The organism is Telluria aromaticivorans (assembly GCF_013003915.1).
Lineage (GTDB): Bacteria > Pseudomonadota > Gammaproteobacteria > Burkholderiales > Burkholderiaceae_D > Telluria > Telluria aromaticivorans.
The window spans coordinates 1,114,671-1,137,322 of sequence record NZ_JABAIV010000001.1 but is presented as its reverse complement, the minus strand read 5'-3'; the positions used below and the strand labels follow the sequence as shown (position 1 = coordinate 1,137,322).

General features: G+C 64.4%; 23 protein-coding genes. 22 read left to right on the top strand and 1 reads right to left on the bottom strand.

From position 1 onward, the window contains the following. Positions 1–52 precede the first annotated feature (52 nt). The 9 genes from trpA to HGB41_RS05220 all read left to right on the top strand — a co-directional run bounded on the left by trpA (position 53) and on the right by HGB41_RS05220 (position 9,161). Positions 53–850, top strand: coding sequence for a tryptophan synthase subunit alpha (trpA, locus tag HGB41_RS05260; RefSeq protein ID WP_171081737.1), 798 nt, complete (start codon positions 53–55; stop codon positions 848–850). 304 nt (positions 851–1,154) lie between these two features. Continuing rightward, entirely contained in the window at positions 1,155–1,430 is a 276-nt protein-coding gene (locus tag HGB41_RS05255) for a hypothetical protein (protein ID WP_171081735.1), read from the top strand. A 303-nt stretch (positions 1,431–1,733) separates the two neighbouring features. After that, complete coding sequence (accD, locus tag HGB41_RS05250) at positions 1,734–2,606, top strand: acetyl-CoA carboxylase, carboxyltransferase subunit beta (RefSeq protein WP_171081732.1); 873 nt, start codon at positions 1,734–1,736, stop codon at positions 2,604–2,606. Positions 2,607–2,726: 120 nt separating this feature from the next. Then, positions 2,727–4,025, top strand: a complete 1,299-nt coding sequence (gene folC / locus HGB41_RS05245; protein ID WP_171081730.1) for a bifunctional tetrahydrofolate synthase/dihydrofolate synthase — start codon at positions 2,727–2,729, stop codon at positions 4,023–4,025. A 12-nt stretch (positions 4,026–4,037) separates the two neighbouring features. After that, a complete protein-coding gene (locus tag HGB41_RS05240) occupies positions 4,038–4,970 on the top strand; it encodes an SPOR domain-containing protein (protein ID WP_171081728.1) in 933 nt (310 codons plus the stop codon). A 31-nt stretch (positions 4,971–5,001) separates the two neighbouring features. Continuing rightward, entirely contained in the window at positions 5,002–5,490 is a 489-nt protein-coding gene (locus HGB41_RS05235) for a CvpA family protein (protein WP_171081726.1), read from the top strand. Between the two features lie 54 nt (positions 5,491–5,544). After that, a complete protein-coding gene (gene purF / locus HGB41_RS05230; RefSeq protein WP_171081724.1) occupies positions 5,545–7,065 on the top strand; it encodes an amidophosphoribosyltransferase in 1,521 nt (506 codons plus the stop codon). 24 nt (positions 7,066–7,089) lie between these two features. Next, entirely contained in the window at positions 7,090–8,328 is a 1,239-nt protein-coding gene (locus tag HGB41_RS05225; protein WP_171081722.1) for a cystathionine gamma-synthase family protein, read from the top strand. 113 nt (positions 8,329–8,441) lie between these two features. Beyond that, entirely contained in the window at positions 8,442–9,161 is a 720-nt protein-coding gene (locus HGB41_RS05220) for a tetratricopeptide repeat protein (RefSeq protein ID WP_171081720.1), read from the top strand. Positions 9,162–9,423: 262 nt separating this feature from the next. Here HGB41_RS05220 and lexA read toward each other — a convergent pair whose 3' ends face one another. After that, entirely contained in the window at positions 9,424–10,056 is a 633-nt protein-coding gene (gene lexA / locus HGB41_RS05215) for a transcriptional repressor LexA (protein ID WP_171081717.1), read from the bottom strand. Positions 10,057–10,330: 274 nt separating this feature from the next. Between lexA and rpsF the strand changes: the two genes are divergently transcribed. From rpsF to cheB, 13 genes are all read left to right on the top strand, one after another. Next, a complete protein-coding gene (rpsF, locus tag HGB41_RS05210; RefSeq protein ID WP_171081716.1) occupies positions 10,331–10,723 on the top strand; it encodes a 30S ribosomal protein S6 in 393 nt (130 codons plus the stop codon). A gap of 38 nt (positions 10,724–10,761) precedes the next feature. Continuing rightward, positions 10,762–11,052, top strand: a complete 291-nt coding sequence (gene priB, locus HGB41_RS05205; protein WP_171081714.1) for a primosomal replication protein N — start codon at positions 10,762–10,764, stop codon at positions 11,050–11,052. Positions 11,053–11,098: 46 nt separating this feature from the next. After that, positions 11,099–11,389, top strand: coding sequence for a 30S ribosomal protein S18 (gene rpsR / locus HGB41_RS05200; RefSeq protein ID WP_091874943.1), 291 nt, complete (start codon positions 11,099–11,101; stop codon positions 11,387–11,389). A gap of 36 nt (positions 11,390–11,425) precedes the next feature. Further along, positions 11,426–11,878, top strand: a complete 453-nt coding sequence (gene rplI, locus HGB41_RS05195) for a 50S ribosomal protein L9 (protein WP_171081712.1) — start codon at positions 11,426–11,428, stop codon at positions 11,876–11,878. Between the two features lie 118 nt (positions 11,879–11,996). Further along, positions 11,997–13,382 carry a replicative DNA helicase gene (locus HGB41_RS05190; protein ID WP_171081710.1) on the top strand — a complete coding sequence of 462 codons (1,386 nt, stop codon included), beginning with the start codon at positions 11,997–11,999 and terminating at the stop codon, positions 13,380–13,382. 100 nt (positions 13,383–13,482) lie between these two features. Beyond that, positions 13,483–14,109 carry a DUF47 domain-containing protein gene (locus HGB41_RS05185; protein WP_171082000.1) on the top strand — a complete coding sequence of 209 codons (627 nt, stop codon included), beginning with the start codon at positions 13,483–13,485 and terminating at the stop codon, positions 14,107–14,109. 20 nt (positions 14,110–14,129) lie between these two features. Further along, complete coding sequence (locus tag HGB41_RS05180; RefSeq protein ID WP_171081708.1) at positions 14,130–15,143, top strand: inorganic phosphate transporter; 1,014 nt, start codon at positions 14,130–14,132, stop codon at positions 15,141–15,143. A 163-nt stretch (positions 15,144–15,306) separates the two neighbouring features. After that, positions 15,307–17,121 carry a methyl-accepting chemotaxis protein gene (locus HGB41_RS05175; RefSeq protein ID WP_171081706.1) on the top strand — a complete coding sequence of 605 codons (1,815 nt, stop codon included), beginning with the start codon at positions 15,307–15,309 and terminating at the stop codon, positions 17,119–17,121. A 7-nt stretch (positions 17,122–17,128) separates the two neighbouring features. Next, on the top strand, positions 17,129–17,581 hold the full coding sequence (locus tag HGB41_RS05170) for a chemotaxis protein CheW (protein WP_171081704.1): 453 nt from the start codon (positions 17,129–17,131) through the stop codon (positions 17,579–17,581). Beyond that, on the top strand, positions 17,578–18,789 hold the full coding sequence (locus tag HGB41_RS05165) for a CheR family methyltransferase (RefSeq protein ID WP_171081702.1): 1,212 nt from the start codon (positions 17,578–17,580) through the stop codon (positions 18,787–18,789). Before HGB41_RS05170 ends, HGB41_RS05165 begins: the two co-directional genes overlap by 4 nt. Then, positions 18,786–19,355 carry a chemotaxis protein CheW gene (locus HGB41_RS05160; protein WP_171081700.1) on the top strand — a complete coding sequence of 190 codons (570 nt, stop codon included), beginning with the start codon at positions 18,786–18,788 and terminating at the stop codon, positions 19,353–19,355. The genes HGB41_RS05165 and HGB41_RS05160 overlap by 4 nt, the downstream gene beginning before the upstream one ends. Further along, positions 19,352–21,571, top strand: coding sequence for a hybrid sensor histidine kinase/response regulator (locus tag HGB41_RS05155; protein WP_171081698.1), 2,220 nt, complete (start codon positions 19,352–19,354; stop codon positions 21,569–21,571). The genes HGB41_RS05160 and HGB41_RS05155 overlap by 4 nt, the downstream gene beginning before the upstream one ends. Beyond that, the gene (gene cheB, locus HGB41_RS05150; protein WP_171081697.1) at positions 21,568–22,584 is read left to right on the top strand and encodes a chemotaxis-specific protein-glutamate methyltransferase CheB; all 1,017 of its coding nucleotides are present in this window, start codon (positions 21,568–21,570) and stop codon (positions 22,582–22,584) included. Before HGB41_RS05155 ends, cheB begins: the two co-directional genes overlap by 4 nt. Positions 22,585–22,652 lie beyond the last annotated feature (68 nt).

Here is a 22,652-nt window from a genome sequence, read left to right as displayed (position 1 = left end):
TGTCTCAGCCTGTCGTTCCCATCCCTACGTGAACCCTGATTGAAAGAACCGCATGTCCCGTATCGAATCGACCTTTGCTGCGCTCAAGGCGCAGGACAAGACCGGCCTGGTCACCTTCATCACCGCCGGCGATCCGGCGCCGGAACTCACCGTGCCGCTGATGCACGCCCTGGTGGAAGGCGGCGCCAATGTGCTGGAACTCGGCGTGCCGTTTTCCGACCCGATGGCCGAAGGCCCGGTGATCCAGCGCGCCTGCGAGCGTGCGCTTGCATTCGGCATCGGCCTGCCGGATGTGTTTAACTTCGTGCGCGAATTCCGCCAGAAGGATGCCACCACGCCGGTGGTCCTGATGGGCTACGCCAACCCGATCGAGCGTATCGGCCCGGATAACTTCATCCGCCTCGCGAAAGAAGCCGGCGTCGACGGCGCCATCGTCGTCGACTACCCGCCGGAAGAGTGCGCGTCATTTGCCGAGGCCATGCGCGCCGACGGCCTCGACCTGATTTTCCTGCTCGCGCCGACCTCGACCACGGCCCGCATCCAGCAGGTGGCGCAGTACGGTAGCGGCTTCAGTTATTACGTCTCGCTGAAAGGCGTCACCGGCGCCGGCACCATCGACACGGAGGATGTAGCGCGCCGTGTCGCCACCATCCGCGAGCACGTGAAGCTGCCGATCGGCGTCGGCTTCGGCATCCGCGACGGCGCCACTGCCCGTGCGGTAGCCGAAGTCGCGGACGCGGTCGTGATCGGCAGCCGCATCATCCAGGAACTCGAATCGGTGCCAAAAGACCAGGCCGTCGACGCCGTCCGTGCCTTCACCACCACCATCCGCACCGCCCTCGACGCCTGAGCCTTGGGCGAGCCTTGGGGGAGCCTCGGGGTCAGAGTTAAATTATTGGGAAACTTTCAAAAATTTCCTGCAATTCGACTCTGACCCTAATTATCAGCAGGCCTATCCGAATGCTAATTAATGAGGGTCAGAGTCGAATTATTGGGAAACTTTGCAAAGTTGCTCAACAATTTGACTCTGACCCTCATTACTGTTTGAGCTATTGTTTTCGCGCAGTGCGACTTTTGCGTTGCGCCGCATAAAGTTCCTTAAAGTTCGCTTACATTGAGTTCGTATTTCCAATGTTCAACTAAACGGATACTCAATGAAAATACAGGTCACAAAGGTTTCCGTAGGCCAGTCGGCGAAGGTCATGGCGATGCTGTACTTGTTGCTATCCATTCCGTTCGTGGCCGTCTTCGTTGCGTTCGCCCTCGCTGGTGGCCAAGGGAATTTCATTTTCTTGCTGCTCCTGGCGCCAGTGTTCTACGCTGCTGCCGCGTATGTCGGCACCGCCTTCTCGGCATGGCTCTATAACGTTGCAGCCAAGAAGGTCGGTGGCTTCGAATACACCACTTCCGAGATTGGGGAGGCTTCCTGACTGTCGTTCCGGTTCCGATACTCAAGAAAATTAATTAGGGTCAGAGTCGAATTATTGGGAAACATTGAAAAGTTTCCTGTAATTCGACTCTGACCCTAATTGTTTTGCAACAGGCCTGCCAACAAGCAATCAGGGTCGGAGTCGAATTGCGGAAAAATTTTAGGAAATTGCTCAACGTTGACTCTGACCCCGGTGTGGAACAATGATGTCAGGATGTTAATTGGTAGCCCGACATGATTCGACAAGCGGGTTCTGAGCGGCTACACTACCGCCACCTCGAAGAACTGCCGCAAGGAGAAAAAGATGAGTTGGCTAGAAAAATTGCTCCCCCCACGGATCCAGCGCTCCGATGCCGCCAACCGCAAAACCATGCCCGAAGGGCTGTGGGTCAAGTGCCCGTCGTGCGAAGCGGTGCTGTACCGTGCCGACCTGGAGTCGAACCTGCACGTGTGCCCGAAATGCGACTATCACATGCGCATCCGCGCCCGCGAGCGCCTCGATGGGCTGCTCGATGCGGAAGGCCGCTATGAAATCGGCCAGGAAACCCTGCCGGTCGATACCCTGAAGTTCAAGGACAGCAAGAAATACCCGGACCGCCTGAAATCGGCCATGGAAGCTACCGGCGAAACCGATGCGCTGATCGTGCAGGGCGGCTCGATCATGAGCCTGCCGGTCGTCGTCGCCTGCTTCGAATTCGAATTCATGGGTGGATCGATGGGCTCGGTCGTCGGCGAACGCTTCGTGCGCGGCGCCCAGATCGCCCTGGAGCAGAAGGTGCCGTTCATCTGCATTACCGCCACCGGCGGCGCCCGCATGCAGGAAGGCCTGCTGTCGCTGCTGCAGATGGCCAAGACCACTGCCATGCTGACCAAGCTGTCGGAAAAGAAGCTGCCTTTCATTAGCGTGCTGACCGACCCGACCATGGGCGGCGTGTCGGCCTCGTTCGCCTTCATGGGCGACGTCGTGATCGCCGAACCGAAGGCGCTGATCGGCTTTGCCGGCCCGCGCGTGATCGAGAACACCGTGCGCGAAAAGCTGCCGGAAGGCTTCCAGCGCGCCGAGTTCCTGGTCCAGAAGGGCGCCGTCGATATGATCGTCGACCGCCGCAAGATGCGCGAAGAAATCGCGCGTCTGCTGGCGCTGTTGCAGAACCAGGCAGTCGAAGTCCTTGCCTGATCACGCCTTCGCATGACCCCGTTCGCGGAGCGGATGTCCAGGCATCCGCTCCGCGTTCCCGTATTTGCGCACCACCCGCGCATGAGTACCGTGCCGAGCACGCACCAATGAAGTCCATCCATGCCTACTACCCCGACCATCTTGCCCGACTGGCTGGCGCTGCTCGAGTCACGCCATGCCGAAACCCATATCGACATGGGCCTGGACCGCGTGCGCGCCGTCAAGGAACGCCTGCAGCTCACTTTTGCCTGCCCCGTGATCATGGTGGCCGGCACCAACGGCAAGGGCTCGACCTGCGCGATGCTGGAAAGCGTGCTGCTGCAATGCGGCTATCGCGTCGGCCTCTACATCAAGCCGCATTTCCTCGATTTTAACGAGCGCGCCCGCATCAACGGCGAGCTTGCATCCGACGCGGCACTGGTCGAGGCCTTCGATGCCGTGGAAAGCGTGCGCGGCGACGTAGCGCTGACCTATTTCGAATTCACGACCCTCGCGATCATGCACCTGATCTCCCAATCGAACGTCGACGTCGCGATCCTCGAAGTCGGCCTGGGCGGGCGCCTCGATGCGGTCAACGTGGTCGACGCCGACGTGGCGATCGTCACCAGCGTCGACATCGACCACACCGACTACCTCGGCGACACGCGCGAGAAAATCGGCTTCGAGAAAGCCGGCATCTTCCGCGCCGGCAGGACGGCGATCTGCAGCGACCCGGTGCCCCCGCAATCGCTGATCGACCACGCGGAAAGCATCGGCGCCGACCTGTGGCTGCTGGGCCGCGACTTCAACTACCAGGGCGACCAGCAGCAGTGGAGCTACGGTGGACGCGGCCAGCGCCGCAATTCGCTGGCCTATCCGGCACTGCGCGGCGCCAACCAGCTGCTCAACGCCTCCGCCGCGCTGGCTGCGCTCGAAGTACTGCGCATGCAGCTGCCCTGCGGCGCACAGGAAGTGCGCGCCGGGCTGGCGCTGGTCGAGCTGCCGGGACGCTTCCAGGTGCTGCCGGGACGCCCGACCCAGGTGCTCGACGTCGCCCACAATCCACACGCTGCCGCGACCCTGGCCCAGAACCTCGGGAACATGGGCTTCCACCGCTACACCTATGCGGTGTTCGGCATCATGGAAGACAAGGACATCGATGCCGTGATTGCGCCGATGGCCCAGTACGTCGACCATTGGTGCGTGACGGCGCTGCCGTCCCCACGCTCCGCCCAGCCTGCGCACCTGGCCGAAAAACTCGAAGCCTTGAAGCCCGCGGGCGCCAAAGCGGACGATTTTTCGGTCACCAGCTTCGCCAATCCGGCCGAGGCGTATGCGAATGCGGTGAGCCGGGCAGGGGAGAATGATAGAATTGTGGTCTTTGGTTCGTTCTACACGGTCGCCGGCGTCATGGCGGCCCGTAAATCCTCTCTTCACTGATATCTGAAACGCATGGGCTTGTTCTCGTTCGGCAGCAAAAACAAGCAAGACACGGTCCGCGACAGCGGCCACTTCGTCAAGGATGACGATGCCGCCTATGGCGAACGCGCCCGCGCCAAGCGCGCGACGCACGCCGGTGAAGGCGCGCGCCGCAGCCGCGGCCCGGATCCTGTCCTTCCCGAGAAAAAACGCGCACGCCGCCGCCTGGTCGGCGCGATCGCACTGGCGCTGGCCGCGGCAGTCGGGCTGCCGATGCTGCTCGATTCCGAGCCCAAGCCGCTCGGCACCGACATCGCCATCAACATCCCGGACAAGGAAAAAGCGGCGCCCCTGCCGGTGCCGGCAGCAGCGACCGTCGACAGCGGCGAGGAAATCGTCGAGCCGGTCGATGTGGGCGCCCAGCCTGGCGCAGCAGGCGCCGGCATTGCGGTCCCGCCATCCGACCCGCCGCCGATGCGCACCATCGAGACCGGCCGCACCGACCCCGCGCCGGTAGCGAAGCTCGAGCCCAAGCTGGAGCCTAAGCCTGAACCGGTCAAACCTGAACCGAAGCGGATTCCCGAGCGGCCTGCCGTCATCGATACCGTGCATCCGAAGGCCGCCGACCTCGCGCTGAAGAAAGCCGAGCCAGCCGCGAAGCCGCTCGACGTGAAACCGAAGACCAAGGACGACGCCGCCCGCGCGATCGCCATCCTCGAAGACAAGCCGGCTGTGAAGGCTGAAGGCCCTTCGCAGAAATACGTGGTGCAGGTCGCCGCGCTGACGACCCCGGAAAAGGTCAACGAGCTGCAGGGCCGCCTGCGCGCCGCCGGCGTCTCCTCGTTCACCGAAAAGTCAGGTGACCTGATCCGCGTGCGGGTAGGGCCGTTCGCCAAGGAAGAAGCGGACAAGGTCCGTTCGAAGCTGATGGGCATCGGCCTGTCGGGAAAGATGGTTCCGCTCTGATGCAGGGCAGTGTGAAGCAGGGCAGCGCGGCGTGACGATTTTCGATTACCTGGTCCTGTTCGTCCTGATTTCATCGGTCATCATTTCCACCCTGCGCGGCCTGGTGAAAGAGATCCTGTCGCTGCTGGGCTGGGTGGTCGCCTTCGTGGTGGCCAACATGTACGGCGCCAAGCTGGCGCCCATGCTGCCCGACCTGGTTCCCGGCGAGACGGCACGCCTGATCGCGGCCTTCGTGATCCTCTTCCTCGGCGTGCGCATCTTGATGGGCTTGCTGTCGCTGGCGATCGGCGCCCTCATCACGGCCAGTGGGCTGAGCCTGGCTGACCGGGGCCTGGGAGGATTGTTTGGATTGGGGCGCGGCATTGTAATCGTGCTTGCCGCCGTCATATTGTGTGGGATGACTTCCATCCCGCAACAGGATTTCTGGAAAAATGCGCTGCTCTCGCCTATGGCGGAAACCGGGGCGCGCACGGTCAAGCCTTTCCTGCCTGCAGCGCTTGCGCAGCACGTGAGATATTGAACCAAGGTATTGAACTTTTTTTGTAATCAAGCAGTCCAGTTTTAGGAGCGCACCATGTGTGGCATCGTCGGCGTCGTCTCGCACAATCCCGTCAACCAGCTCTTGTATGACGCGTTGCTGCTCTTGCAGCACCGCGGCCAGGACGCTGCGGGCATTGCGACCAATCACAGCAGCATGTTCTCGATGTACAAGGCCAATGGCCTCGTCCGTGACGTGTTCCGTACCCGCAACATGCGCTCGCTCCAAGGCAATACCGGTATCGGCCACTGCCGCTATCCGACCGCCGGCTCCTCGAGCGAGGAAGAAGCGCAGCCTTTCTACGTCAACGCCCCGTTCGGCATCACGCTTGCCCACAACGGCAACCTGACCAACCAGGCGGTGCTCAAGGAGGAACTGTTCCGTAACGACCGCCGCCACATCAATACCGATTCCGATTCCGAGGTGCTGCTCAACGTGCTGGCGCACGAGATCCAGGAAGCGGCCGATGGCTACAACCTGGACAAGGATGCCGTCTTCAAGGCGGTCGCCGCGGTGCATCGCCGGGTGCGCGGTGCGTACGCCGTGGTGGCCCAGATTGCCGGCCACGGCATGCTGGCCTTCCGCGACCCCTTCGGCATTCGCCCGCTCTGCCTGGGCATGAACGAAACCGAAGGCGGCACCGAATACCTGGTGGCCAGCGAATCGGTGGCGCTCGAGGGCCTGGGCTTCCGCTTCGTGCGCGACATCGCGCCGGGCGAAGCGGTCTTCATCGACAACGACGGCAACCTGGCGGAACAGCAGTGCGCGGAAAACCCGTCGCTGAACCCCTGCGCCTTCGAATACGTCTACCTGGCGCGCCCGGACTCGGTGATCGACGGCGCCTCGGTGTATGCGACCCGCCTGCGCATGGGCGAGTATTTGGCTGACAAGGTGCGCGCCGAGATCCCGGACGGCGAGATCGACGTGGTCATGCCGATCCCCGATTCCTCGCGTCCCGCCGCGATCCAGCTGGCGCTGAAACTCGGCATCGAGTACCGCGAAGGCTTCATCAAGAACCGCTACATCGGCCGCACCTTCATCATGCCTGGCCAGGGCATGCGCAAGAAATCGGTGCGCCAGAAGCTCAATGCGATCGCCTCCGAATTCAAGGACAAGAACGTGCTGCTGGTGGACGACTCGATCGTGCGCGGCACCACCAGCCGCGAGATCGTGCAGATGGCGCGTGAAGCCGGCGCGCGCAAGGTGTTCTTCGCCTCGGCCGCGCCGCCGGTGCTCTACCCGAACGTGTACGGCATCGACATGCCGACCCGCGACGAGCTGATCGCCCATGGCCGCACTACCGAAGAGGTATGCCGCGAGATCACCGCCGACCGCCTGGTCTACCAGGACATCGACGCCCTGAAGCGCGCTATTTCCGATGTCAATCCGGCCCTGAAGAATTTCGAGGCCTCATGTTTCGACGGCATTTACGTGACCGGCGACGTGACCCCGGAATACCTCGATCGCCTGGAGTCGGCCCGCCACAAGCCGAACCCGAAGCGCGACGAGGACGACGTCACCACGCACCTGCACCTCAAGGCCCCGGCCACCGAATAAGCCTGCCGGTTCAAGCGAACTCCCATGAGCGATACCAAGTACGGTTTCACCACCACCATCCTGCACAACGACCGCAGTAAGAGCATCGAGCAGGGCTCGCTGCACAAGCCGGTGCACACCTCGGTGGCCTTCGGCTACAACGATGCGCGCCAGCTGGCTTCGGTCTTCCAGGGCAAGGAACCGGGCTTTCGCTACGGCCGCCAGGGCAACCCGACCGTCAGCGCGCTCGAAGACAAGGTCACCAAGATGGAAGACGGCGTCGGCACGCTGTGCTTCGCCACCGGCATGGGCGCCATCGGCGCGCTGTTCCAGGCGCTGCTGAAGTCCGGCGACCATATCGTGTCCTCGTCCTTCCTGTTCGGGAACACCAACAGCCTGTGGCAGACGGTAGCGGGGCAGGGCGTGGACGTCGCCTTTGTCGATGCGACCGATGTAGCGAATGTGGAAGCGGTGCTCACCGCGGCCACGCGCATGGTCTTCGTCGAGACCATCGCCAACCCGCGCACGCAGGTGGCCGACCTGGCCCGCATCGGCCAGCTGTGCCGCGAGCGCGGCATCCTCTACGTGGTCGACAACACCATGACCACGCCTTACCTGTTCCGCCCGAAGGCGGTCGGCGCGGGCCTGGTGGTCAATTCGCTGACCAAGTCGATCGGCGGCCATGGCAATGCGCTGGGCGGCGCCCTGACCGATACCGGCCTGTTCGACTGGAGCGCTTATCCGCACATCGCGCCGAACTTCCGCAAGCAGCCAAGCCAGGCGCAAGGCCTGGCCCAGCTGCGGGCGAAAGCATTGCGCGACTTCGGCGCTGCGCTGGGGCCGGAGGCAGCCCACCATATCGCCGTCGGCGCCGAAACGCTGGCGCTGCGCATGGACCGCACCAGCAGCAATGCGCTGGCGCTGGCGCAGATGCTGGAGGCAGACGAGCGAGTCGCCGCGGTGCACTACCCCGGCCTGGCTTCGCATCCGCAGCACGGCATCACGAGTGAACTGTTCCGCGCGGCCGGCTCGCTGCTCAGCTTCGAGCTGGTGGACAGCATCGATCCTTTTGACTACCTGAACCGCCTGCAGCTGGGCATCCCGGCCAGCAACCTGGGCGACACCCGCACCCTGGTGATCCCGGTGGCGCACACGATCTTCTTCGAGATGGGGGCCGAGCGCCGCGCCAGCATGGGCATCGCGGAGTCGCTGATCCGGGTCTCGGTCGGTATCGAGGACACGGACGATTTGCTCGCCGACTTCCGCCAGGCGCTGGACGCGTAGACCAGTGCGCATTGAACACGGCAACCCACGGGTTGCCGTTTTTGTTTCAGCAGTTGAGCAGGGAGTCCGATTGCCGCTATGATGGGGATTCGATTCCTCCTCCGTAAGCGCCCATGAAGACCACGCTGTTCTGCCTTTCCCTCTTGTTCTGCGGTAGCGCCTTTGCCGGCGAGCTGGAAGACGCCCACGCCCTGTTCGCGAAGAAGGACTACGCCCAGGCCATGAAGCTGTACACCAAGCTGGCCAACGGCGGCAACGCCGAGGCACAGCAGGCCCTCGGCCAGATGTACTGGTATGGCGAAGCCGGGCAGGTGGACGAGGCCAAGGCCGAAGCGCTATTCAAGAAATCCGCCGCCAAGGGCAACAAGGTTGCGATCGCGTCGCTCGAGCTGATGGATCAGCGCGTCAAGCGCCGCAAGGACATCGATTACTGGATCAAGGGCTATGACGGCGAAGACCTGAAATCAGGCGAATTCCGCTGCACCGCGCCGCGCATCCCGGCGATGTCGAAGATTAACGCCGACATCGACCGCATCGGCGCGGCAGTCACGAGCTGGCAGGAGTGCTACAACAAGTTCGTCACCAACCTGAACGCGTCGACCCCGCTGACCAAGCGCATCCCGGCGGATATCGCCAAGCTGATGACCAAGGACGAGACGGAAAAGTCCACCGCCTACCTGACGCAGCTGCAGTCGAACCTGACCGAGGAGGCGAAGGTGGGCTCGCAGATGGTGCTGGCCGATTTCGCGGCCTGGCGCACGGCGACCGAGACCTATGTGGCCGAGCATAATGCGATGGTGAAGAGTTCTTCGGATGCGAAGAAGTTGAAGTGATGGGGTAGGGGCTGCGGTACGAAGGTAGGGACTGCGGTCGAGGGTAGCAGTTGCGGCACCAACTTGGGCGGGACAATGCCAGTGGCATTGTCCCGGCCTTCGCCGGGACGACATGCTAAGGTTCGCGACTACGAAGCGAGATTTAGGCCACCACGCTAAAAACCGTCATTCCCGCCACTGGCGAAAATGACTCCCGCCACTGGCGAAAATGACTCCCGGCGCAGGCCGGAACCTAAGTTAAGCAGTGCAGCGTTTGCGCAGCTTAATGCCAGCTACGCATCAACCCCACCGCCAGCCCCTCGAGCGCAAACTCGTCTTCCGGCGTCACCTGGATCACCTTGAAGTCCGGGTTCTCCGGCAGCAGTTCGACCATGTTGCCGGTCTTGCGGTAGCGCTTGACCGTGACTTCGTCGCCCAACCGGGCTACGACGATCTGGCCGTTCTTGGCGCTGTCGATCTTCTTCACCGCGAGGAAGTCGCCGTCGCAGATGCCGGCATCGCGCATCGACCAGCCCTTGACCTTCAGCAGGAAGTCGGGGCGGGCCGAGAACATGGCGGCATCGACGTTATAGGTGGCTTCGACGTGTTCCTGCGCCAGGATCGGCGAGCCGGCGGCGACGCGGCCGACCAGCGGCAGCGCCATCATCAGGGCTGCAGGCACCAGCGGCACCTGTTCGACGGATGCGCCGATCAGGCGGATGCCGCGCGAGGTGCCGGGCGAAATCTCGATCGCCCCCTTGCGCGCCAGTGCCTGCAGGTGTTCTTCGGCGGCGTTGGCCGACTTGAAGCCGAGTTCGGCAGCGATTTCGGCGCGGGTCGGGGGGAAACCGGTGTTTTCGATCGCTTCCCTTATCAGGTTCAGGATCTGTTCTTGCCTTGCAGTGAGCTTGAGCATGGGTGTGTTAAGGCAATCCGTTGTGTGAGTAGACTGTATTTTTGTACAGTATTCCTGTCTGCGCAAGGGAAAACACCCGAAAAGTGTAAAAAAATTGTGCAGCGCGCTCGCGGGCGTGGCAAAAACCGCGCGGCCTGGCAGGCCCATCGGCGTTGCGGACAACACCCGGCTTTCCAACTCGGCCAATCTCAGGCTATAATGTCCGGCTTTCCCTTCCCACACTCGTCTTGACGCCGAGGTGGGCATTTGTTTAAACGTCCTTAAGGAGTAATGCATGCGTCATTATGAAATCGTTTTTATCGTCCACCCGGACCAAAGCGAGCAAGTCCCGGCGATGATCGAGCGCTACAAAGCCACGGTCACGAGCCGCGGCGGTAACATCCATCGCGTGGAAGACTGGGGCCGTCGCCAGATGGCTTACCAGATCCAGAAGCTGCCGAAAGCCCACTACATCTGCCTGAACATCGAGTGCGACAACGAGACCCTGGTCGAGCTGGAAACCGCATTCAAGTTCAACGATGCCGTCCTGCGTCACCTGACCGTCAAGATGAAGAAGGCCGAAACCGCACCGTCGCCGATGATGAAGTCGGTCCAGCGCGAAGACGCAGCCAAGAGCCACCGCGCTGAAGCCGCAGCACCAGCTGCTGCCCCGGCTGCAGCTGCCTGATTGTTGACCGCGTTTTTCCAGGGAATCCCAGAACAATAGTGAACCACCTCCAGCTCGTAGCGACCATCGCCGAGCGTGACGTATTGCGTTACACCCCGGCCGGTGTCCCCATCGTGGGCGCCATCCTGATGCACAGTTCGCAGCAGGAAGAGGCAAGGGTAGCGAGGCTGGTCGAGTTTGAAGTCGCCGCGCTGGCCGCGGGCGAGATTTCAGGCAGGTTTGCCAGCGCCGAACTCGGCGCGGCTTACCAGTTCACAGGGTTCCTGGCACGGAAAAACCGCAACAGTAAAGCACTGGTGTTTCACATCATTGATTTCAGTGCCGCATAGGTTATCCAACCGCACGGCATAATTTAGATAGATACAGGAGCCTCAAATGGCATTCGGTAAAAAGTTCGACAAAAACAAAGCCAAAGAAAAACTGAAGCGCAAACAGCAAAACCCGCTGTTCAAGCGCAAGAAATTCTGCCGCTTCACCGCTGCAAACGTGGAACAGGTCGACTACAAAGACGTCGACACCCTGAAGGACTTCGTCCAGGAAAACGGCAAGATCATGCCGGCACGCCTGACCGGCACCAAGGCGCACTACCAGCGCCAGGTCGACACCGCGATCAAGCGCGCACGCTACCTCGCGCTGCTGCCGTACACCGACCTGCACCACGGTTAATCCCCGTCGTACAGATCAGAACTTCTGGAGAAAAATATGCAAGTTATCCTTTTGGAAAAAGTTGTTAACGTCGGCAACCTGGGCGACGTCGTCAAGGTCAAGGACGGTTACGCACGTAACTTCCTGATCCCGCAAAAGATGGCACGTCGTGCTACCCAGGCCGCTGTGGCCGAGTTCGAAGTCAAGCGCGCCGAACTGGAAAAAGCTGCCGGCGAAAAGCTGGCTGCTGCCCAGGCGCAAGGCGACAAGCTGAGCGGCATGACCGTCACCATCGGCCAGAAGGCCGGCGTCGACGGCCGCCTGTTCGGTTCGGTCACCAACTTCGACATCGCCGAAGCCCTGAGCAAGCAAGGCTTCCCGGTCGAGAAGTCGCAGGTTCGCCTGCCGACCGGCCCGCTGAAGACCACCGGTGAATTCCCGGTTGCAGTTGCCCTGCACACCGACGTCGTGTCGGAAATTACCGTCAGCGTCGTCGGCGAAGCTGCTTAAGCTATTGCTTGAAGCACTTGTTGCATAAATGAAAAAGCCGGGTTCGCCCGGCTTTTTTTATTGCCAGAATCTACCCAATTATTTCAGCCGTGTGACCGGAAAAGGTATAATGCCCGCCATGAATTCCCCATCCGATCCGCAAGTCGACTCGCTGCGCATCCCCCCGCATTCCATCGAAGCAGAGCAGTCCGTCATCGGCGGCCTCCTGCGCGATAACGCGGCATGGGACCGTATTGCCGACTTCATGCACGCGGACGACTTCTACCGCTACGACCACCGCATCATCTTCGAACAGATGGTCCGCCTGATCAACGGCGGCAAGCCGGCCGACGTGATCACGGTCTACGAGGCCATGGTCTCGCTCGGCAAGGCCGAGGACGTGGGCGGCCTGCAGTACCTGAACGCGATGGCGCAGAACACGCCGTCGGCGGCCAACATCCGCCGCTATGCCGAGATCGTGCGCGACCGCGGCATCCTGCGCAAACTCATCACCGTCGCCGACGAGATCTCGGGCAATGCTTTCAACCCGCAGGGCAAGGAAGTCAAGCAGATGCTCGACGAAGCCGAATCGAAGATCTTCGCGATCGCGGAGACCGGCTCGCGCGGCCAGCAGGGCTGGAACCCGATCCAGCCGCTGCTCACCCAGGTGGTCGAACGCATCGACGAACTGTATTCGCGCGAAAACCAGGGCGAGATCACCGGCGTGCCGACCGGCTTCATCGACCTCGACCGCATGACTTCCGGCCTGCAGCCGGGCGACCTGGTGATCGTCGCCGGCCGTCCGTCGATGGGCAAGACCGCGTTCTCGATCAATATCGGCGAGAACGTCGCGATCGAAGCCGGCCTGCCGGTGGCCGTGTTCTCGATGGAGATGGGCGGCACCCAGCTGGCCATGCGTATGCTCGGTTCGGTCGGCATGCTCGACCAGCACCGCCTGCGTACCGGGCGCCTGAACGACGAGGACTGGCCGCGCCTGACGCACGCCATCCAGAAGATGAACGACGCCCAGCTCTACATCGACGAGACGCCGGCGCTGAACCCGATCGAGATGCGCGCGCGCGCGCGCCGGCTGGCCCGCCAGTGTGGCAAGCTCGGCCTTATCATCGTCGACTACCTGCAGCTGATGCAGGGTAGCCAGCCGGGCGACAACCGCACCGCCGAGATCTCGGAGATCTCGCGTTCGCTCAAGGGCCTGGCCAAGGAACTGCATTGCCCGGTCATCGCGCTGTCCCAGCTGAACCGCTCGCTGGAGCAGCGCCCGAACAAGCGTCCCGTCATGTCCGACCTGCGCGAATCCGGCGCAATCGAGCAGGATGCCGACGTCATCATCTTCCTGTATCGCGACGAGGTCTATAACCCCGACTCGCCCGATAAAGGCACCGCCGAGATCATTATCGGCAAGCAGCGTAATGGTCCGATCGGGGCGATCCGCCTCACCTGGATTGGCCAGTACACCAAGTTTGGCAACTACAGCGGCAACCTCGCCGTCTACCAGGGCGACTGATCTGCTCGTAGGGGTGATCGCTCACCACGCCAGTATGACTTTCCGCTGCCCGCTGCGGCGGCGATGTCGCACTTCCAAGAGATTCGCAACGGAGAATATGATGTTTGGACGCCTGATGCCCCAGGAGGGCAAGTTTTTCGACCTGTTCAACCAGCACGCCGCATTGTGCGTAAAGGGCGCCGAGGAGATGCTCGGCCTGATGATCAATTTCGACGATCTCGAAATCCGTACCCACATGGTGGAGAGCATCGAGAAAGAGGCGGACAAGGTCACGTATGCCTGTGTGGACCTGCTGCACAAGACTTTTATCACGCCGATTGACCGCGACGACATCCACAAGCTGATCACCCGCATGGACGACATCCTCGACATGATGGAAGACGCGGCCCAGACCATCTCGCTGTACGACCTGCGCGCCGTCACTCCTGAAGCCAAGCGCCTGGCCGAATTGTGCCTGTCGTGCTGCCTGAAGGTGCAGGAAGCCGTCGGCCTGCTGCACGACATGGGCAACGCCCAGAAGATCGTCGCCATCTGCGAAGAGATCGACCGCTTCGAGTCCGACGCCGACCACGTCATGCGCGCGGCCATGTCGAAGCTGTTCCGCGACGAGCCGGACGTGCGCAACCTGATCAAGATGAAGGCGATCTACGAAATCCTGGAGACCGTCACCGACCGTTGCGAGGATGTCGCCAACATCATCGAAGGCATTATCGTCGAGAACGCCTGAGGCACTTTCAGAACAAGAAAATGACGGAAACTCTCAACATCAGCATCTTTGTGCTGGGCTTCCTGGTGCTGCTCGCATTGGTATTCGACTTCATGAACGGCTTCCACGATTCGGCGAATTCGATCGCCACCGTGGTGTCGACCGGCGTCCTGAAACCGCAGACCGCGGTGGCGATGGCGGCCTTCTTCAACTTCATCGCGATCTTCGTGGTGAGCATGAAGGTGGCGCAGACCATCGGCAAAGGCACGATCGACCCGCACATCGTCGACCATTACGTCATCTTCGGCGCCCTGGTCGGGGCGATTACCTGGAACGTGATCACCTGGTACTACGGCATCCCGTCCTCGTCCTCGCACGCCCTGATCGGCGGGCTGGTGGGCGCGGCGGTGGCCAAGTCCGGCACCGGCGCGCTGATCGCCGGCGGCCTGATCAAGACGGTGGCCTTCATCGTCGTCGCGCCGCTGCTCGGCTTCGTACTCGGCTCGACCATCATGCTGGCGGTATCGTGGATCTTCGTGAAATCGACGCCGCGCAAGGTCGATGTCTGGTTCCGCCGCCTGCAGCTGGTATCGGCGGCGGGCTATTCGCTCGGCCACGGCGGCAATGACGCGCAGAAGACCATGGGCATCATCTGGATGCTCCTGATCGCGGCCGGCGTCACCAGCCCGGACGACGCGCTGCCACCGGTCTGGGTCATCATCTCGTGCTACGCCGCGATCGCTTTCGGCACGCTGTTCGGTGGCTGGCGCATCGTCAAGACCATGGGCCAGAAGATCACCAAGCTCAAGCCGGTAGGCGGCTTCTGCGCCGAAACCGGCGGCGCGATGACGCTGCTGATGGCGAGCTTCTTCGGCATCCCGGTCTCGACCACCCACACCATCACCGGCGCCATCGTCGGCGTGGGCGCCTCGCAGAAGGCCTCGGCCGTGCGCTGGGGCGTGGCGGGCAATATCGTCATGGCCTGGGTCGTCACCATCCCGGCCTCGGCCTTCATGGCTGCGGTCGCCTGGTGGGTCGGTACCAAGATCATGTAAGCGAGACCTGCAGCAAGATCGCCCCACGAAACCCGGCAATTGCCGGGTTTTTTTCTGCGCCGCGCGCTGACATCCTGGCTGGACCATTGGCTTTAGGCACTATTTTTACCCGTGCGGGGTCCTGGAAATGCTACAGTTGCAGTCCCATTGTGCCGGAGCCTCCATGTTGAACGATTTGAGCATCAAGAACAAACTGATACTTGGCCTGGGGGCCATTGTATCGATCATGCTGTTCCTGCTGGCGCTGGCGTATAACAACTCGCAAAAGCTGGCCGATGCCAACAAATGGGACCGCCACGCGCTCGAGGTGCTGGTCGAGTCCAACCATGTCGCCACCTCCGTGCTGCAGGTCCAGAGCGCCATCCGCGGCTTTCTCCTGACCGGCAACGAAGGGCTGATCGCGCCCCTGAATGCCGAGTTTGCCGAGGCAAAGCGCCACCTGGCCACGGCCACGCGGCTGACGGCGGATAATCCGCTCCAGCACGACCGCATCAGGCAGCTCGCGCCGATGCTCGACGAGTGGATGGCCCAGGCAGTGCTGCCGCAAATTAGCTTGCGCCGGGCCCGGGATGCCGGCGCCAAGGCCGCTGATACGGCCACCACCGATGCCGCCGTGCTGGGCGGCGCGCGCACCGTGGCGGCGATCCGCAAGCAGATCGACGAAATCGCGGCGGAGGAAAACCGTTTGATCGGCCTTCGTTCGCAGCAATCCGCGGCGTTGCAGGAAAACATGTCGCTGCTGCTCACGCTAGGCGGCGCCGTGACGATCGCACTGGCGGTGCTGATCGCCTGGCTGCTGATCCGGGCTCTGCTGGCGCCGCTCAACAGCTTGAACCACACGCTCGGTCGCATCGCCGCCGGCGACCAGTCGGCCCGCGCCCGTATCGATTCGAACGACGAGCTGGGCAAGGTGGCGCGCGAATTCAATCGCATGGCGCAGGCGATCCAGGACAGCCAGGCCAAGGAGCTGGCAGCCACTACTGACCTGCGCGACAAGGTCGATGCCTTGCTGGCAGTGGTCTCGCGCGCCGCCGCCGGCGACCTGGGCGGCCGGATCAGCATCGACGGGAAGGACGCCATCGGCCAGCTCGGACAGGGCTTGTCCACCATGTTCGACACCCTGCGCAGCCACCTCAACAACGTGCAGAAGGCCGGCATCCAGGTCACCACCTCGGCTACCGAGATCGCCGCGTCCTCGAAACAGCAGGAGGCAACCGGCATTGAACAGGCCCAGACCAGTGTCGAGATCCTGTCGACGACCAGGGAAATCTCGGCCAACACCACCCAGCTGCTGCGCACCATGGAGCAGGCCACGGCGGTGGCAGATTTCACCACCAGCGCCACTGCCGAAGCCCAGGGCAACCTCAAGCGCATGGACGCCACCATGCAGCACATGGTCAGCGCGACCGACTCGATCAATGCCAAGCTCGCGGCGCTGTCTGAAAAAGCCGGCAATATCAACAGCGTGCTGGTCACGATCACCAAGGTGGCCGACCAGACCAATATCCTGTCGCTCAATGCCGCGATCGAGGCTGAAAAGGCGGGCGACGCCGGCCGTGGCTTCTCGGTGGTGGCCACCGAAATCCGCCGCCTGGCCGACCAGACCTCGATATCGACCTGGGACATCGAGCAGATGGTCAAGGAAATGCAGTCGGCCGTGTCGGCCAGCGTCATGGGCATGGATAAATTTTCGGAAGAAATCCGGCGCAGCGTGGGCGAGGTGCGCCAGGTGGCCGAACAGCTGTCCTCGGTTATGGACCAGGTGCAAAAGCTCGCGCCCCAGTTCGACCTGGTGCTCGAAGGAATGCAGTCGCAGGCAGTGGGCGCCTCCCAGATCTCGGAAACCATGCTGCAGCTGAGCGACGCGACGCAGCAGACGGTCGAGTCCCTGAAGGCGACCAGCGAAGCGGTGCGCCAGCTCCAGTACGCGGCCGGCGACCTGCAGTCGTCGGTGGCCACCTTCTCGGTCAACAGCTGACACGGCCATGAAAGTGCTGGTTTTTCACATCGGCGCCCAGCGCTACGGCTTGCACCTGGCAGGTATCCGCCAGGTGCTGCCGGCGGCGGCGCTCAGGGAGCTGCCGCTGGCGCCGCCCTGTGTAGCCGGCCTGCTCGACCTGCACGGCGCGCCGGTGCCCGTGATCGACCTGGACCGGCTGGCCGGCATCGCGCCGTCGCCGCCGCACTACGATACCCGCATCGTGGTGGCCGACTATTCCCTCGGTGACGGCAGCCTGCGGGCTCTCGGCCTGCTCGCCACGCGCGTCGAGGGCGTGCAGCAGATCGCGCCCGGCCTGCTGCTTGACGCCGGGGTGCGCGGCGCGCCTTTCCTCGGCCAGGTCGCCTCAAGTGACGGCGCCATGCTGCAGCTGGTCGAGGTTGACCAGCTGCTGTCGCCTGAGGTGCGCGTGTTGCTGTTTCCCGAGGGGCGGGCATGAGCGCCCGCCGCCTGCTGCAGCAGGCCACCGGCCTGAACATCAGCGAGGCCGATGCCGAACGCGCGGTGCGCGAACGGATGGCCCGGCTGGGCGTGGCCGACCTCGGTGCCTACCTCGATGCATTGTCCGCCGGTGAACTCGAGGCGCTGATCGAGCTGGTGGTGGTGCCCGAATCGTGGCTGTTCCGCGACGCCGGGGCTTTCCGCGCCGCAACTGAGCATGTCCAGCGCGCGCTGGCGCTCAACCCGGCCCGTACCCTGCGCATCCTGTCGCTGCCCTGCGCCGGCGGTGAAGAGCCGTATTCGATGGCGATGGCGCTCGACATGGCGGGGGTGGCGCCGGCGTCGGTGCGGATCGACGCGATCGACCTGTCGCATGTGGCGATCGGACGCGCAACGGGCGGCTACTACACGCGCAACGCCTTCCGCGGCGCCGACCTGGCCTTTCGCGCGCGCTACTTCAGGGCCGAGGACGACGGCTACCGCTTGTGCAACGCCATCCGCGCCAGGGTCGGCTTCAGGCAGGGCAATCTGTTCGCCCTCGACACGGCGCTGACCGCCGGCTGCTATGACCTGGTATTTTGCCGCAACCTGCTGATTTACTTCGACGATCCGGCCGCACATGCGGCGGCGCAGGTCCTGCGCCGCCTGCTGGCGGACGACGGCCTGCTGTTCGCCGGCTATGCCGAAGTGCCGGCCTTGTGCCGTCATGGCTTCGTGGCGCTGCGCCTGCCCGGCGCCTTCGCGCTCGAGAAAAGCGCGGCGCAGCCGGCGCTGCCGCTGCCTGCCTTGCGGCGTGCCCTGGCCGTGCGCCCATTCACCGCGCCGGCGCCGGTCCCTGGTGCGCCCGCGCGCCCTCGGCCGGCAAGTCCCCCGGCGGCGCTTGACGCGCTGGCGCAGGCGCGGCAGCTGGCCGACGCCGGCGACCATTCTGCTGCAGCCAGGCTCTGCCACGGATGGCTGGCCGCCCACCCGGCCTCGGCAGACGCCTATTTCCTGCTCGGCCTGGTCAGCGAGTGCGCAGGGCAGCTTCGGCTGGCCGCCGATTACTGGCGCCGCTGCGTCTACTTGCAGCCGGACCACTACGAGGCACTGTGCCACCTCAGCCTGCTGACCCGGCGCGATGGCGACGCGCGCGGCGCCGATGCCTATCAGGAGCGCGCGGCGCGCGTCTACGGACGCGGCCAGGCCGGGCGGAGGACCGCATGAACCTGCCCGAAGACGCGGCGCGACGCATCCTCGAACGCCCGGTTGATGACGCCTACCGTGCCCACTGGGCCGAGCGCCTGCGCCGGCCGCCGGCGGCGGTCGAGTCGCCGGATGCCTCGGCACTGGTGTTCCGGGTCGGGGCGGAGTGGCTCGCGGTGGCGGCGGCGATGGTGGATTCGGTCGCTCCCATGGCCTCGGTGCACCGGGTGCCGCACCGCAGCGGCGGCGCGCTCCTCGGCGTCGTGAACGTGGGCGGTCGCCTGGTGCCGGCGCTGTCGCTGGCAAGCATGCTTGGCATCGACGAGGCCAGGGGCGCCGTGGTCACCGGCCGCCATGTGTTCGCCCGGCTGCTGGTGCTGGACTGCGCGGGCCAGCCATGTGCCCTGCCGGTAGCCGAACTCAAAGGGCTGGTGCGCTACAGCGGCGCCCACCTGGCGGCGCCGGCCGCCACCATCGACAAGGGCCTGGGACGGCAGCTGGCGGGCGTGCTGTCGCACGACGGCCTGCTGGTGGGCGTGCTCGACCCGGGCCTGCTGGCCGGGCATTGCACGGGATTGCTGCGATGAGCCACGAATCCGGCGACCTGAGCCAGTTTTCGCTGCTCGACCTGTTCCGTATGGAGGCCGATGGTCAGGTGCGCCACCTGACCCAAGGCTTGCTGCGCCTGGAGGGCGGCGGCGCCGGCGCCGGGGTGCTCGATGGCCTGATGCGCGCGGCCCACTCGATCAAGGGGGCGGCCGCCATCGTCGGACTGCAGGTGGTGGTCGAGCTCGCGCATGCAATGGAAGATGCCTTCACCGCGGCCCAGGCTGGAGTGCTGGCGCTGCAGCCGGCCGCCATCGACGTGCTGCTGGGCGGCGTGGACCTGGTCGCGCAGGTGGCGGCCTTGAGCGAGGCAGGCCTGGACGACTGGATGCAGGCGCACCGGCCCGCCATCGATGCGTCCGTGACGGCCATGCGCGGCCTGGGCGCACCGGCCGGCGGGGACAAGGCCGTGCATGTCCCTGCGGAGCCCGTGCACGTCCCGGCGTCGCCGCCTGCGGCTGCGGCTGCGGCCCGCGCCGCCGGCGCGGCCGCCGACGCTTTGCTGGCGCAGGCCAGCCAGGCGCGTGTCAACGCCTACAAGCTGGCCGGCTTCAACGCCTCGCTGCAGCGCTTCAAGCGCCAGCAGGCGGCCATGTTGGCTGCGCTGGCGCAGCTGCACGAAGCCGTGACCGCGCGCGGCGACCCTGCGCTGGCCGAGCAGTCGGCGCTCGTCCTGGCGCGCGCCGAGCCGCTCAGGCTGCTGCTGCAGCAGCACATGGCCGAAGCCGAAACCCACGAGCGCCGTGCGACCCAGGTCGCCACGCGCATGGTGGACCAAGTGCTGGCGCTGCGCATGGGCCCGTTCAGCGACGGCGTGCATGCCTTCCCGCGCATGGTGCGCGACCTGGCGCGCAAGCTCGGCAAGCAGGTGCAGCTGGTCATCGAAGGCGGGGCGATACCGGTCGACCGGGCGATCCTGGCGCGCATCGAGAACCCGCTCAACCACCTGCTGCGCAATGCGCTCGACCACGGCATGGAAAGCCCGGACGAACGCAGTGCGGCGGGCAAGCCGGCGCAAGGCACGATCCGTCTGGCGGCGCGCCATCGCGGCGGCATGCTGGTGATCGAGGTCAGCGACGACGGCCGCGGCATCGATCCCGAGCGGGTGCGCAGCGCGGTGGTGGAGCGCGGACTGGGCAGCGAGGCCATGGCGGCGGCGCTGTCGCCGGCCGAGCTGATGGAATTCCTGTTCCTGCCCGGTTTCAGCCTGAAAGCGGACGTGACCGATATTTCCGGCCGGGGCGTGGGCCTGGACGTGGTCCAGCAGGTGGTGCGTGAGCACAACGGCAGCGTACGCGTCGACAGCAGGCCGGGCCAGGGCTTGCGCACTTCGATCACATTGCCGCTGACGCAATCGATCATGCGCGCGCTGGTGGTGCTGGTGGCGGGCGAAGCCTATGCCATCCCGATCGCCAAGGTGCAGCAGGTGCTACGGGTGGCGCAGGACGCCGTGCATACGCTGGAAAACAAGCAGTTCTTCGAGCTCGGCGGGGTGCATTACGGGCTGGTGGCCGCGGCCCAGGTGCTGGAGATGGGCCAGGCGCCGCCGGCGGCCGAGCTGTCGGTGGTGGTGCTGGGCGAGGGCGCGGCGCGCTACGCGATGGTTGTCGATGCCATCGCCGGCGAACAAAGCCTCACCGTGCAGGCGCTCGACCCGGTGTTCGGCAAGCTGCGCAACGTAGCGGCCGGCGCGCTGCTCGACGATGGGGCGCCGGTGCTGGTGCTGGACGTGGCCGACCTCCTGGTGTCGATCGACAGGCTGCTGCATGCCGGCGACCTGCAGCAGTTGCGGCGCCAGGGCGAGGGCACAGTGCGCGCCGCGCGCCACGTGCTGGTGGTCGACGACTCGCTGACGGTGCGCGAGATGGAGCGCCAGCTGCTTGCCGCGCGCGGCTACCGGGTCGATACTGCGGTCGACGGCATGGACGGCTGGAACATGGCGCGCGCCGGCGGTTACGACCTCCTGGTGACCGACATCGACATGCCGCGCATGGACGGCATCGAGCTGGTCGGCCTGGTGCGCCAGGATGCGCGCCTGCGCAAGCTGCCGGTCATGATCGTGTCGTACAAGGACCGGCCGGAAGACCGCGCGCGCGGGATGGAGGCGGGGGCCGACTATTACCTGGCCAAGGGCAGCTTCCATGACGCGACCCTGCTCGATGCCGTATTCGACCTGATCGGGCCGGCCGCGCCATGAGGATCGGCATTGCCAACGACGTCATCTTGGCAGCGGAAGCCTTGCGCCGCGTCGTCACGGCCGGGACCGGGCACCAGGTGGCATGGATCGCGCGCACCGGCCTGGACGCGGTGCGCCTGTGCGCCGAGGATCGCCCGGACCTGGTCCTGATGGACCTGAACATGCCCGGCCTCGATGGGGTCGAGGCCACCCGCCGCATCATGCTTGCCTCGCCCTGCGCGGTGCTGGTCGTCACCGGCCATCCGCACGACAACGTCGGCCAGGTGTTCCGCGCGCTGGGTGCAGGAGCGCTCGACGTGACCGCCACGCCGGTGCTGGCCGGCGACGGGAGCGGCGCGGCCGAACTGCTGGCCAAGATCAAGACCATCGGCAAGCTGATCCGCTTCGACCGGACAGCCTCGTTCGCCGCCGGCGCCGGGCGCGGACGCCCGCATCTACCCGCGGGGCGTATCCGGCACCTGCTGGCCATCGGCGCCTCGACCGGCGGACCGATGGCGATTGCAGCCATCCTGGCCGGGTGGCAGGCGCCGCCAGACACGGCGATCGTGGTGGTGCAGCACATCGACGCGAGCTTCGCCGGGCATTTCGCACGCTGGCTGGACGAGCAGCTTGGCATGCCGGTGCGGGTGGTCGCCGAAAACGACGTCTTGCAGGGCGGAGTGGTGCAGGTCGCGCAAAGCAACGACCACCTGGCGCTCAGTGCCGGCCAGCGCTTCCATTACCAGTCTGAACCGGTTGACAATCCCTACCGGCCGTCGGTTGACGTTCTGTTCGGCTGCGTGGCCTCGCACTGGGCGGGTAGTGCGACCGGCGTACTGCTGACAGGGATGGGACGCGACGGCGCCGCCGGTCTGCTGGCAATGCGCCGGGCCGGGCACGCGACCATCGCCCAGGACCGAGCCAGTTGCGCCGTGTATGGCATGCCACGGGCCGCCGCGGAAATTAACGCCGCAACAGATATTTTGCCGCTTGAAAAGATTAGCGCCGCGATTCGCGATAGAATTCGTGATTAATTTGACGTTCGAACAGCTTGAATCTCCACTCATTATTGCAGGCGTATTATGTCTGAAGTTGTATCCAT